The 13,895-nt window shown below is 38.2% G+C and carries 10 protein-coding genes; all 10 read right to left on the reverse strand.

Annotated elements, in window-relative coordinates:
- Positions 1-28: 28 nt before the first annotated feature.
- Positions 29-988: an ABC transporter permease gene (locus tag NQ185_RS03185; protein WP_257580102.1), complete on the reverse strand. Its 960-nt coding sequence runs from the start codon at positions 986-988 to the stop codon at positions 29-31.
- Complete coding sequence (locus NQ185_RS03190) at positions 989-2,029, reverse strand: ABC transporter permease (RefSeq protein WP_257580103.1); 1,041 nt, start codon at positions 2,027-2,029, stop codon at positions 989-991. It lies immediately after the preceding gene.
- Positions 2,022-3,557: an ABC transporter ATP-binding protein gene (nupO, locus tag NQ185_RS03195; protein ID WP_257580593.1), complete on the reverse strand. Its 1,536-nt coding sequence runs from the start codon at positions 3,555-3,557 to the stop codon at positions 2,022-2,024. Before nupO ends, NQ185_RS03190 begins: the two co-directional genes overlap by 8 nt.
- 1,057 nt (positions 3,558-4,614) lie before the next feature.
- Positions 4,615-5,703: a BMP family lipoprotein gene (locus NQ185_RS03200; protein WP_257580104.1), complete on the reverse strand. Its 1,089-nt coding sequence runs from the start codon at positions 5,701-5,703 to the stop codon at positions 4,615-4,617.
- Between the two features lie 152 nt (positions 5,704-5,855).
- Positions 5,856-8,159 (reverse strand): FtsK/SpoIIIE family DNA translocase, encoded by a 2,304-nt coding sequence (locus NQ185_RS03205; RefSeq protein ID WP_257580105.1) that lies wholly within the window; start codon positions 8,157-8,159, stop codon positions 5,856-5,858.
- Between the two features lie 264 nt (positions 8,160-8,423).
- On the reverse strand, positions 8,424-9,770 hold the full coding sequence (locus NQ185_RS03210) for an MATE family efflux transporter (protein ID WP_257580107.1): 1,347 nt from the start codon (positions 9,768-9,770) through the stop codon (positions 8,424-8,426).
- A gap of 356 nt (positions 9,771-10,126) precedes the next feature.
- Positions 10,127-10,339, reverse strand: coding sequence for a YlzJ-like family protein (locus NQ185_RS03215; protein WP_257580108.1), 213 nt, complete (start codon positions 10,337-10,339; stop codon positions 10,127-10,129).
- A complete protein-coding gene (locus tag NQ185_RS03220) occupies positions 10,336-11,091 on the reverse strand; it encodes a ClpP family protease (RefSeq protein WP_373370768.1) in 756 nt (251 codons plus the stop codon). Before NQ185_RS03220 ends, NQ185_RS03215 begins: the two co-directional genes overlap by 4 nt.
- 109 nt (positions 11,092-11,200) lie before the next feature.
- Positions 11,201-12,871: a ribonuclease J gene (locus tag NQ185_RS03225; protein WP_306999953.1), complete on the reverse strand. Its 1,671-nt coding sequence runs from the start codon at positions 12,869-12,871 to the stop codon at positions 11,201-11,203.
- 142 nt (positions 12,872-13,013) lie between these two features.
- Positions 13,014-13,889 carry a 4-hydroxy-tetrahydrodipicolinate synthase gene (gene dapA / locus NQ185_RS03230; protein ID WP_257580109.1) on the reverse strand — a complete coding sequence of 292 codons (876 nt, stop codon included), beginning with the start codon at positions 13,887-13,889 and terminating at the stop codon, positions 13,014-13,016.
- Positions 13,890-13,895: the final 6 nt, after the last annotated feature.

Genomic DNA, 13,895 nt, shown 5'->3' on the forward strand with positions numbered 1-13,895 from the left:
AAACCCTTTATTCAGGCAGGAGGAGAGCTTATCTCTTTCCTTTAATATAGGGAGTTCCCGATGCTTTCGGCGCGTCTGCCCGTCCAATAAATCCTGCTAATGCCAGAATGGTTAGTACATAAGGAGCTATAAATAAAAATACAGATGGCACATTTTGAAGAATAGGTATTCTTGATCCTACTATACTAAGGCTTTGAGCAAAGCCAAAAAATAAAGCTCCCCCCATGGCACCGAGTGGATGCCATTTACCAAAAATCATCGCCGCGAGCGCCATAAAACCCTGCCCTGTAATTGTTGTATGACTAAAATTACCAGTAAAGGATTGCGCGTATACGGCCCCACCTGCACCTCCCAAGACACCGGATAAAAATACTCCGATATATCGTAATCGTGTCACATTTATCCCCATCGTATCCGCCGCCATTGGATGTTCCCCAACAGTTCGAATCCTTAGACCAAATGGAGTTTTGTAAATGATGTACCAAGCTACAAACGAAACAATAATTGTTGCATATGCAACGTACGAGACATTCGTAAAAAATATTTTTCCGATGATTGGTATATCACTTAAAAAAGGAATATCTACCTTTCTTATGTTTTCTACAATCATATCGGTTTGTCCTTTTCCAAAAATCTTTTTAACGAGGAAAATTGCTAGCCCTAGTGCCAAGAAATTAATTGCTACACCACTAACAACCTGGTCCGCTCTAAATGTAATGGATGCTAAAGCGTGCAATAAAGAAAATATTCCTCCAACAATCATAGCAATGAGAATGGAGATCCAAGGAGTAGCAGTACCAAAAATATTAGCTGTATATAAATTAAAAAGTATACCGCTAAATGCACCAATTACCATTAAACCTTCCAAGCCAATATTAACAACACCGGAACGTTCTGAAAAAACTCCACCAAGAGCAGTGAGAATGAGTGGTGCGGCTGCCAAAATGGATGAGGAGATGATAAGAGATAAAAGTGTAGTAATTTCCACTTATTTCACACTCCTTCGGAAACGTGCTATCAGCCATTTAATCATATAGCTTGATGCTACAAAGAAAATGATAAATGCAATAACGATTTCTACTAGTTCTTCTGGAACATTCGCATTTGGCATTTGCAAAGCTCCGACTTTCAAGCCACCAAACAAAAATGCTGCGAGTACAACCCCTATTCCGGAGTTGCCACCAAGCAAAGCAACAGCAATTCCGTCAAATCCTACACCTGAAAATCCTGTATGAATAAAAGCATTCCCGAACGTCCCTAATCCTTCCATCGCTCCCGCAAGCCCTGCAAAGGCCCCCGAAATGACCATAGAAGAAATGATGTTTCGATTCACGCTCATTCCGGCATATTCAGCTGCATGATGATTAAAACCAACCGCGCGAAGTTCAAATCCTGCCTTCGTTTTTTCTAAAAGAAACCACATGACCAAAGCTGCGATAAGTGCAAGATAAATTCCATTATGCAAAGTAGAAAAATCCGTTATCCGTTCAAAAAATGGCGAATGGAGTGAAGCAGTGTTAGGGATTATTGCTGTGGAATCTCTTTGATCAGATAACACGTAGCGAATCATATAATTTGTTACATACAAGGCAATATAGTTCATCATAATCGTTACAATTACTTCATGGACCCTAAGGCGAGCTTTTAAAAAGCCCGGAATAAAGCCCCAAAGAGCACCAGCAAGTCCAGCAACAATGATAGCTAAAGGTAAATGGATGATTTTCGGAAGATCGAAAGACAACCCAACCCAAATAGAGGCAACCCATCCCACTAGTAGTTGACCTTCAACTCCAATATTAAAAAGGCCTGTCCTAAAAGCAAAAGCAACTGCCAGACCGGCAAAAATATATGGAGTCATTTGTCTTAATGTTTCACCGATCAAATAAGATTCCCCAAATATTCCATTCCATAAAGCAGCATATCCGGCAATTGGATTATAGCCACTTACCAACATGATAATAGCCCCTGTAATAAGTCCAAAAATAACAGCAATGACTGGAACTAATATGTTTGTTAAACGATTAGACATAAGAATCTCCCCCTACTGCTTCTCGCCTCATACCAGCCATTAATAGTCCAAGTTCTTGTTCTGAAGTTTCATCGGCATTGACTATTTTAATGATTTCTCCTTCAAAAATAACAGCGATTCGATCACTGACATTTAAAATTTCATCAAGTTCAAAAGAAATTAGCAAAACGGCTTTCCCGCTATCCCGCTGTTCTATAAGACGCTTATGAATAAATTCGATTGCGCCCACATCTAGACCTCTTGTAGGCTGTGCAGCAAGTAAAAGGTCGGGATCTCGATCCACTTCTCGTCCAATTATGGCCTTTTGTTGATTTCCGCCTGATAAGGCACGTGCTTGGGTATAGGCACTTGGTGTACGAACATCATATTCGGAAATAAGAGTGTTCGCTTTTTTGTATATTTCCTTAAAGTCTAAAACCCCGAATTTTGAAAAGGGATCCCGATAATAAGTTTGTAATACCATGTTTTCCCCTATGGAAAAATCAAGGACAAGTCCATGCTTATGACGATCTTGAGGAATATGCGCTAAACCAGATTCAGTTATTTTTCTTGGCTTAAGGTTCATAATGTCTTTACTATTTAGTTTAATCGATCCGCTATCAGTTTTACGTAATCCAGTTATCGCTTCAATTAGCTCCGTTTGACCGTTTCCATCTACTCCAGCGATTCCAATTATTTCCCCTGATCTTAATGTTAAATTAAGTCCATTAACTGCTGAAACACCGCGATTATCTTTCACATATAAATCTTTAATTTCAAGAACCGTTTCTTTTGGCTCTGCTTTCGTTTTTTTGGTTGTAAATAATACCTCACGGCCAACCATTAAATTGGCAAGTTCATTCGTATTCGTATCTTTTACATCAACCGTACCAATCCCTATTCCTTTACGAATTACTGTCACTCTATCACATATTTCCATTATTTCCTTTAACTTATGTGTAATTAGAATAATCGATTTTCCTTCTTTAATTAACGTTTTCATGATTTGACTTAATTCTTTGATTTCCTGTGGGGTTAGCACCGCTGTAGGTTCATCGAATATTAAAATATCCGCGCCTCTATACAATGTTTTCAAAATCTCTACTCTTTGCTGCATTCCGACGGAGATATCTGCAATTTTAGCTCTAGGATTTACGGATAACCCATATTTTTCTGAGATTTCTTTTACTTGTTTTTCTGCACTTTTAATATCTATTGATAAACCCTTCCTTGGTTCTTTTCCAAGTACAATATTTTCAGTAACAGTAAATGGCTCTACTAGCATAAAATGCTGATGAACCATTCCAATTCCTAAATCGTTTGCAATGATAGGACTCGTAATCTCTACCTTTTTTCCATTAACTTTAATTTCGCCGCGTTCCGGCTGATATAAGCCGAATAAAACATTCATTAATGTTGACTTTCCTGCTCCATTTTCACCGAGCAACGCATGAATTTCACCTTTTTTCACTTGCAACGTTACATTATCATTAGCAACAATCCCCGGAAACTCCTTACGGATGTTTAACATCTCTATAACATAATCCATCATGATCCTCCCTCCTTTAGACATAATATACTCTCGGTATTCACCGAGTCAGATGGTAAAAGATACTCTTTTATTAGTGGAATGGCTCAATGAATATTGAGTGAGATAATAAGCTACAAACAACGTAAGTGCTAGCCACCGTTGATTTCCGTTCCAGGCGGACGCTTTCCGGTGGGCGTGCGGTTTGTCTAGCTGCAGCGCCTAGCCCCTCGAGGTCATAAGGCATATCACCACGTGGCTAAAAAGCAAGCCACTGCGTAATCTGCCTTACGCTTGTCGAGGCTGGTCAAGGCGCTTACGCATTTCCATAAGCCTCCTCGATCGCTTCGCGCCCTGCGGGGTCTCACCTATCACGCTAATCCCCCAGGAGTCGCCGCTTGGAACGTAGATCAACTGAGATATTCTTTTGCTCATGGAAAGCAGTAAAAGAATACCCTTCCAAATTACGCCTTTTTTAAGAAATTCTTAAGTTTTTGTATTAAATGAAAAATCATTGCAATTTTTGTTGAAAAAACTTATCTTTTTTTATAACACCACAATAACCGCATTATCAATGACATCTGTAAGGCTTAAACCAGCATGAAAAAGTTGATTACCACTTAGGAATCAGAACGGCATTTGTCTACAAAAATGCGATATATACACAATTGTGTAATCATGATGTGTCAACACATTGACGATTTGTATGCTCATAAAAAAGATGAACTGTTGTTCCTTAACGGCAATATTTTAATTCGATGGCTTCATCTTTTTAAAGGATCTTTTCCAAGATTTTGTTGTTTATAAAAACGAAATCTGTAGAAGGTTGATTGTAGCGAAAGTGCGAGACTCCTGCGGGATTTGCGGGACAGGTGAGACCCCACAGGCGTTTACGCCGAGGAGGCTCACCGCCCGCCCCTAAGGTCCGCGAGCAACTGTAGCGGAAATCAACCAAGCACTATCTTGTTGTTAAGCTTCAAAAGGTTTACTACTGGATAGATACCACTTTTAGTAACATATGAATCCTTGTATTGATAAAAGGACGGGCTGGCCAAGAAGCCAAGCCCGTCAAATTTAGTTATTTTAATTTATCGGGAACTGTTACATCACCATTCTTAATTTTTCCTTCATATTCCGTCACCTTTGTCAATACTTCATCAGTTAAATGCTCTTTTGAATCGGAGATTTTGATCCCGTTTTCTTCCATACCATATTCAACAATTTCTCCACCTGGGAAATTCCCATCCTTAGCTTTAGTTGTAACGTCTTGAACAGCGACATCAACCCGTTTTACCATTGATGTTAAAGTGATATTATCTGTTTTGTCTCCGATTTTAACATCTCCTTCAGGATGTTGATCTCGGTCTACACCAATTACCCAAATATCTCTATTTGGATCCTTTTGTTTAAGATTTTTTGCTTCAGTGAAAACACCTAAGCCTGCCCCTCCAGCTGCATGATAAATAATGTCTACACCTGAACTGTATTGTGCCGCGGCAATCGCTTGGGCTTTTGAAGAATCAGTAAATGTTCCAGCGAATTGCATTTCCACTTTTGCATTCGGATTTACCTCTTTTACTCCCGCTTGAAAACCAGCAGCAAATTTATTAATTAGATCACTTTCAATTCCACCGATGAAACCAATCTTATTGGATTTGGTTGTAAGTCCAGCAACTACACCAACTAGATAGGACCCTTCATGCTCTTTAAACGTAAGACTTGCAACATTATCTTTGTCAGGAACTACTGCGTCTACAATAACGAAATGGTTATCTTTACGTTGATCTGCAATTTTCGCAATTGCATCAGTTAATTTAAATCCAACACCATAAATGATGTCGAATTTATCTCTTACAGCCGCATTTAGGTTAGTCGAGAAATCCGCCTCATTTTTTGATTGATAATAGTTGTAACCATTTTTTCCTTTTTCTAAATTATTATCTTCACCGTAAGCTACAAGACCTTCCCAAGCGGATTGGTTAAAAGACTTATCATCCACTCCACCTTCATCGGTAACCATTGCAGCAGTAAAGTTTTTCTCCTCTGTTCCGTTAGCACCTTCGTTATTCTTATTATTCTTGTTGTTATCGCTTGTTCCACATGCTCCTAAAATCATTCCAACTACTAAAATGAGTGATAGCAATATTCCTGTTTCCCGTATTCTCACTTAGAGTACCTCCTAAAGTTTAATATTTGCTAAAATACAACATATCTTTATCATTCCTACCAATTGTCCATAATAAACATTTTTATTTAGTAAAAATGATGTCAGTTAAGCACAAAAAAAAGAGCATCCTATTTTTAGGATACCCAATAATATTATGACGTATGTTCCTCAGCAGGTTTTGGCACGAGTACAGCCCGGGGCTTGCTGCCTTCATATGGTCCAACAACTCCCCTCGCTTCCATTTCATCGATTAATCGTGCTGCTCTTGTATAACCAATTCTAAATCTACGCTGAAGCATGGAAACCGAAGCTGTTTGCATTTCACTAATTAATTGAACCGCTTCTTCATATAATTCATCTTCTACCTCTGATTGTACTTCCGGAACATCCTCTGGAATCATTTCTTCCTGATAATGAGCTTTTTGCTGTGCGATGACAAAGTCTACAATGTTTTCAACTTCCTCATCAGATAAAAATGCGCCTTGGACCCTTACTGGCTTGGAAGCACCGACTGGTAGAAAGAGCATGTCGCCTCTTCCAAGCAATTTTTCCGCTCCACCCGAATCTAAAATTGTCCTCGAATCTGTTGAAGATGAGACGGCAAAGGCAATTCTAGATGGGATATTAGCCTTTATGACTCCTGTAATTACATCAACTGAAGGTCTTTGGGTCGCTATGATCAGATGAATTCCAGCAGCTCTTGCCATTTGTGCAAGCCTTGTGATTGAATCCTCTACATCATTTGAAGCAACCATCATCAAATCGGCTAATTCATCCACAATAACGACTATATATGGGAGTAAAGGTTTGATTTCTCCTGATTCCACATTGTACCTTCTCATATGTTCATTATAGCCTTCAATATTTCTCGTCCCAGTATGAGAAAACAGTTCATACCTTCTTTCCATCTCATTTACAACTTTCTTCAAAGCTTGTGATGCTTTCTTTGGATCGGTTACTACCGGTGCCAATAAATGCGGAATTCCGTTGTATACATTTAATTCGACCATTTTGGGGTCAATCATCATCATTTTCACTTCATGTGGTTTAGCTCTCATTAAAATACTCGTAATAATGCCATTAATGCAGACACTTTTTCCACTTCCGGTCGCACCCGCCACGAGTAGATGCGGCATTTTATTTAATTCAGCCACAACCGCTTGTCCAGTAATATCTCTACCAAGCCCTATCTGAAGTTTTGCTTCTGGTTTATCATGTTCTTTTGACTCTAAAACTTGTCTAAGTGAAACGACTGCTACTTCTGTATTTGGCACTTCAATCCCAATAGCTGATTTTCCTGGGATTGGCGCTTCAATACGTATTCCTTTTGCTGCAAGGGCCAAAGCGATATCATCACTTAAGCTCACAATTCTACTTACTTTTACTCCTGCCTCAGGATGAATTTCATATTTGGTGACCGCAGGACCGAGATGGACTTGAGCCACTCTAGCTTTTACATTGAAGCTTTGAAAGGTTTTATTTAGTTTCGCAGTATTTTCATGAATCATCTTATATTCACTGCTTTGATCTGTCAGCCCAGGTCTTGTCAACAATGTTAATGGCGGTAACTTATAATCTTTGTTTTCATGTTCAGTAAAGACAATAGGTGCTGCTATCTCTACCTCATCATCAATATTCTCGTCATCTTCTATTTCGACTCCGTCATCCCCATCTGGAAAGGCTTTTTCTGTAAAGCTTGATATGATTGGTTCAATTACATTTTCCTGTTCATCATAAGTTGGATTTATTAGTGGAGCTGGGATTTGTGCTTGAGTCTTTTTACTTTCTTTTAATGGTTTCTTACTTTTCTTTTCTTTTCTTTCTTCCTTCCATTCTTTTAAATCTGTCATAAATACTTGCCATTGCGATTTAAAGAAATTCCCAATCCACTTCCCGACACTTCCTAAAACTGCTCCAATTGATTTACCAGTAATAAGAATCAATGATATAAGCATAAGGAAGAAACTAAATATTTTCGTTCCAACTGAACCAAAAATGAAATAGGTAACAGTTGTCAATAAGGCTCCTATCATCCCTCCGCCTAATTCCTTTGTTGATGTATTACCTTTCATAATTTGAAAAAAGTCATTATACGTATTGGCAATAATACTAAAACCTTTTATCTTTTCATTTTCTATTTTCAAATCAAAAAATTTAATATGTGATAACAATAAAAAACAAGCGATGAACAAAAATATACCGACTATTCTTTGCCCTAAAATGTGCGGTACCTCTCGTTTTATAACCATATATATGGCCATTACTAAAATAATTAATGGTCCGACGATATGCCACTCACCAAATAAAAAATAAAAAGGAGAATTTAAGAGTGACAGCTTATCTCCATTTACCATTATGATTAAACATAAAGCGACTAATGCAATTCCTGATATTTCAAATTTAAGAATTCGATTCATTTTCTTAGAAGTACGTCTTCTCCGTTTTTTCTTAACCATTCAATCACCTTGTCCACGCTTTTTATTAGTACATTATACCATATTTAGCGTATTCACCCTAAAGCAAGTAAACAGGCTGCCAAAAATTTAGGCAGCCTGTTTAATGTATCAGTCTAGCTACAGCACCTGGCGACTAGCAAACTTTCGGTTTCTTTCCTACGATAAGTTCAACATCGGCTCGCCAAGGCTCACCGTGTTTCCTTTATCTCGTCAGACCCCTAGAAAGTTTGTACGTCCCTAAACAGGCGCTTCCGCTTTTGTCAGTTATGCAGTTTTTTTAAGGGATTTTTTCACACTAACCTTAGAAAAGTCTTTTCGTAAATATCGTATAGCCATTGTTGTTCCAAACACAGTCAAATAACCATATAAGGCTATCCAAGCTCCGTAGCTTCCAAAATCAAATACGAATACTAATAAATAGGAGAGAGGAACAAATATACCCCATGCATGAATCAAGGAAGCCCTTAACAAGAAGGTCGTATCACCGATGCCACGTAAACCCCCTGCAAAAAAACCAGCCGTCGCATCAAATAACTGTAGGAAAGCAGAAATCATAATTAGGTTGGCGGAAAGCGCGAAAACTTCAGGGACATCTGTATAGATTTTTGAAATTGATTCCGCAAAAAAGAATTCTGCAGTCCCAAGAATTAAAATGAAAATGGCACCAATTTTCGCAGTTTCGATTCCAAGTTTCTTAGCTAAGTGTGGTTTATTCCTGCCAATTTCCTGCCCAACTAAAATAGTTGCGGTTGATCCGAATGCAGCGGCTGGCATAAACCCTAAGTTCATGACACTTAAGGATATTTCATTTGCTGCGAGGGCATTTGTTCCAAGTCTTGTGACAAACGCTGTATACACAAGCATTGCCATACTTTTAGAAAACTCTTGAGTTCCTAACTTAAAACTTTCATTAAAGATTAGCTTCATTTCCAAAAAATCAAAGACGGGTTTAAAACGAATAAAAAACTTTTCTTTGAGATTTTTGAAAAATGCGTACGTAATAAGTAAGAAGGCAGATAGTTCCCCTAAAAATAAAGCTATTCCTGCACCCTTTAACCCTAGTTCAGGAAAGCCAAGATTTCCGTATGTCAGTGAATACGTAAAAAAGATCATGACGCCGTTCCCAATTATAGAAGCATACATTGGTGTTTTCGTATCGCCAATGCCTCTAAAAAAGCTGAATAATGTGAATGTCAATATCGAAAAAAGCATTGCATAAAATCTAATTTGCAAATATAAGGTTCCTTCTTTCACCATATTTTCCGGACTTCCCATTACCCTTAAAATTCCTTCTGCTCCGAAAAATCCAACGAGCATCGTAAAAATCCCTGCTACAGAACCAAAGATAAGTGCCAAAAAGGTCCGATCCAACCCTTTTTTCATTGTGTTAGAACCATAGTTTTGAGCGACTAAATAATTGACAGTGCTTCCAATCCCTGAAAACATTGCCCATGCATTATACATAATGACATTGGAAACGCCAACGATGGCAATGGCAAGTGCGCCCAGATTCCCTATCATAATTAAGTTAATCATTCCAGTTAAGGTCATAGATGCAAATGATGCAATCGATGGAATGGCAAGCGTTAGTATTTTCTTCCAGTTTTTCATGCGAAATCCCCTATTTCATTCTGTCTATTTCTTCTCAGATTATATAATTTAATCACATATCGGTCGAAAAGAATAGATACAAAATTATATTTTTTAAACAGAAGAAAGACACCGAAGGATAGGGGACTTCAGAGAAAATTTCAGACTATTATTTTTTACTGAGTTGATTGTAGTGGAAGGCGCGAAGACTCCTGCGGTGAAAGCGAACAGGTGAGACCCCACAGGAGCTTTAGCGACGAAGAGGCTCACCTTTTTGCACCGCGGAAAGCGAAGCGCCTGGAAGGAAAATCAACGGACTACGTTCTAAGCAAAAAAAAGATGCCCCTAAAATTATACTTAGGACATCCACAGGATGGTTATTCATACATCGGAATAGAAGTGCCGGGAGATAATTCAGCGTTAAGGTAGTCAGCGGGATTGCTGCTCATAATTCGAATTACCTTATACACCTGTCCATCCTGTTCTACAATCATTGGTATTCCATTTCTCGTAATTGGAATTTGCCCGGAAAAAATATCTTCATTGTTTTGGAAAATGAGTTCAGGAGGAACGATTGTGTGTAAAATCATTGTATCAACCCTTCTTCCATTTTGTCTTTTCCTCTTTTGACGATTAATTCATTTAATTTTCCTAATGCATGACCGATGCCCCCTACTTCATCAATTAATCCATACTTAACTGCATCAGGTCCAATAACATTCGTCCCAATATCCCTTGTTAAATTTCCTTTAGCAAACATTAAATCTTTAAACACTTCCTCAGAGATATCCGAATGTTTTGTTACAAACTTTACGACTCGTTCCTGCATCTTATCCATATATTCAAAAGACTGCGGCACTCCGATGACAAGCCCAGTTAATCTAATCGGGTGAATCGTCATAGTTGCTGTTTCTGCAATAAATGAATATGTACAGGAAACAGCTATTGGTACGCCTATCGAATGTCCGCCACCTAAGACAATAGAAACTGTTGGCTTAGATAAGGTTGAAATCATTTCCGAAATAGCGAGTCCTGCCTCCACATCTCCGCCTACTGTATTTAGAATAACAAGGAGTCCCTCAATATTTGGGTTTTGTTCTATCGCCACTAATTGTGGAATAATATGCTCATATTTTGTCGTTTTATTTTGCGGAGGCAATTGCATATGACCTTCAATTTGTCCAATGATCGTTAAGCAATGAATATTAGTATCTTGTGATAGTTGTGGCACACTTGTTTGTCCAAGCTGCTGGATTTTTTCTATAATGCCCTCTGGTTTTCCATCTTTTGTTTCGTTCGAATCATCTTCAATGTCAGTTTTAGACATATTCTGATTTTGCATAATGGCCTCCTACATCTGAATGAGTTATCCATAGTATGAACTGCATAACACTTTTCATTCCATAAAAAAGAAGCAATCCAAAACTTGGACTGCTTTCTCATATCTTAATTTAAATTTCCATAATAATCGGGAGGATCATCGGTCGTCTTTTTGTTTTCTCATATAAAAAATAATTAAGGCGATCGCGTATATCTTGCTTAAAGCTAGACCAATCAAAAGAATTTCCAGCGATTGCCTCCTCGGCAATAGAACGAACGATTTCACTTGCTTCTTCAAGCAATTGTTCTGATTCCCTGACATACACAAAGCCGCGAGAAATAATTTCTGGACCGGAGGCAATTTTTTTCTGTTTCTTATTAATCGTCACAACAATCGTAAATATTCCATCTTGGGATAGAAGCTTGCGATCACGAAGAACGATATTTCCAACATCTCCTACTCCGCTTCCATCTATTAATATATTTCCTGCAGGAACACGATTTCCTGTCGTCATTTTTCCATCTTTATATTCGATCACTTCACCGTTTCCGGGAATAAAGATTTGCTCCTGGCTTAGGCCTACTTCTTTCGCCACTTTTGCATGTGAAACGAGCATTCTGTACTCGCCTTGAATTGGGATAAAGTATTTAGGCTTCATTAAGTTTAGCATTAGTTTTAAATCTTCCTGACTTCCGTGGCCAGAAACATGAACTTTGCGATTCGCAGAACTTACAACTGCACCAGCGCGGTATAACATGTCCATTGTTTTGTAAAGACTGGTCTCGAGTCCAGCAGAAGGTGTTGCAGTGATTAAAACAGTATCACCTTTTTTAATATTTATTTGTTTATGATTTCCTCGAGCCATTTTTTGAAGGACCTCAATAGGCTCTCCCATGATTCCAGTTGATATAATGGTAATCTCATGATCTTTATATTTTCCAACATCTTGAATAGGAATGATTAATTCTGGATCTGAAACAGAGATAAACCCTAATTTTAGTGCTATTTCAAAGCTTTTCTCAATGCTTTTTCCGACTACAGCCACTTTTCGTCCATTTTCATAAGCAGCATCAAGCGCTTGTTGAATTCTAATAAAATTTGAAGCGAAACAAGCAACGATCATCCGGCCTGGTGCAGTGTGAAATGAATTAGAAATTTCACGGGCTGTGACAGATTCAGATGTTGAAAATCCGGGATGTTCGGCGTCTATGCTGTCCGATAAAAGACAAAGTACACCAGAATCCCCAATGCTCGCCATCTTGCCCATTTCCGAACGATACAAGCCTGTTGCAGCTTGGTCAAATTTAAAATCACCTGTATGAACAATCTTGCCTTCTGACGTATGAATACAAACTCCCAATGAATCTGGGATACTATGGGTTGTATGGAAAAAGGTTACTGAAGCATAGTCAAAATTAATCTTTGAATTCGACCTTACAGTATGAAATTGTACTTCCGATTTCATATTATGTTCTTTCATTTTTTCCTTAGCTAAGGCAATTGTTAATTTTGACCCATAAACAGGAGCATTTATTTTCCGGAACACATAAGGCAATGCTCCAATCGCGTCTTCATGTCCATGAGTTAAAAATATCGCTTTAATCCGATCTTTTTGTTCTTCCAACCATGAAATATCTGGTATCACGATATCAATACCCAACATTTCATTTTCTGGGAACATGAGCCCTGCATCGATAATAAAAATTTCCGAATCTACCTCGATGACGTACATGTTTTTCCCAATTTCCCCCACCCCTCCAAGTGGAATTATCTTTATAACTTCATTTTTCATTTTTGTCAAATCTATTTCCTCCTATTGTTTATTCCCGATCTACATCAGTCAATTTCATTATACTTGAATATGAAATCGCTGTTCAACTTTAAAAGAAAAAGAAGCTGATTCCGAAATGGGAACCAGCTTCTTGTTTCGAAAAGGTTTTATCTTATTTTATTTCATCAATTAATTTTGCTAAAACAAATCTTTCCTGTTCTGTAAGAGGAATTAATGGAAGTCTAACGGAACCTACATCAAACCCTGTCATTTGAAGAGCGGTCTTTACAGGTGTCGGACTTGGGGCAGCAAATAACCCTCTCATTATTGGTAGAAGGCGTCTATGCAAGGAAGCAGCTTCCTGATTATTCCCTTCTTCAAATAATCGTATCATTTCTTGTAATTCAGGGCCAATTATGTGGCTTGCCACTGACACAACCCCACAGCCACCAATAGCCATTACGGGGAGTGCTAAACTATCATCACCACTATATAGAAGGAAATCATCATCTGTTCCGGAAATAATTTCTGCCATTGCATTAAGATCTCCACTTGCTTCTTTTGCGGCAATAATATTATCAACCTTTGAAAGTTCGATCATCGTTTCCGGAGCAATATTTACAGACGATCTACCTGGTATATTATAAATCATGACCGGTAAGGAAGTAGATTTAGCTACAGAAACAAAGTGTTGATATAATCCACTTTGATTTGGCTTATTATAGTAAGGAGCAACTAACATAATTGCATCGACACCTATTTCTTCAGCCTTTTTTGTCAGCTCAATAGATGCATACGTATTATTGCTTCCTGTACCTGCTATTACAGGAACCCTGCCATCTGCAGCATTCACGATATGTCTAAACAAAGCAAGTTTTTCCTCAGTTGACAATGTTGGAGATTCTCCTGTAGTACCTGCAACGACTAAAGAATCCGTACCATTATTAATCAAATGGTTGACAAGCTTTGATGTTTTTTGGAAATCAATATTTCCTTTACTGTCAAATGGTGTAACCATTGCAGTTGAAACTCGGCCAAAACGGACCATTTATAT

This window comes from Lederbergia panacisoli (assembly GCF_024626525.1).
GTDB lineage: Bacteria > Bacillota > Bacilli > Bacillales > Bacillaceae_C > Lederbergia > Lederbergia panacisoli.

Excerpts from the sequence above, each read along its gene's own strand:
- NQ185_RS03190 (WP_257580103.1), bottom strand. The coding sequence starts at position 2,029 with ATGTCTAATCGTTTAACAAACATATTAGTTCCAGTCATTGCTGTTATT.
- nupO (WP_257580593.1), bottom strand. The coding sequence starts at position 3,557 with ATGGATTATGTTATAGAGATGTTAAACATCCGTAAGGAGTTTCCGGGG.
- NQ185_RS03205 (WP_257580105.1), bottom strand. The coding sequence starts at position 8,159 with ATGGTTAAGAAAAAACGGAGAAGACGTACTTCTAAGAAAATGAATCGA.
- NQ185_RS03210 (WP_257580107.1), bottom strand. The coding sequence starts at position 9,770 with ATGAAAAACTGGAAGAAAATACTAACGCTTGCCATTCCATCGATTGCA.
- NQ185_RS03215 (WP_257580108.1), bottom strand. The coding sequence starts at position 10,339 with ATGATTTTACACACAATCGTTCCTCCTGAACTCATTTTCCAAAACAAT.
- NQ185_RS03220 (WP_373370768.1), bottom strand. The coding sequence starts at position 11,091 with ATGCAAAATCAGAATATGTCTAAAACTGACATTGAAGATGATTCGAAC.
- dapA (WP_257580109.1), bottom strand. The coding sequence starts at position 13,889 with ATGGTCCGTTTTGGCCGAGTTTCAACTGCAATGGTTACACCATTTGAC.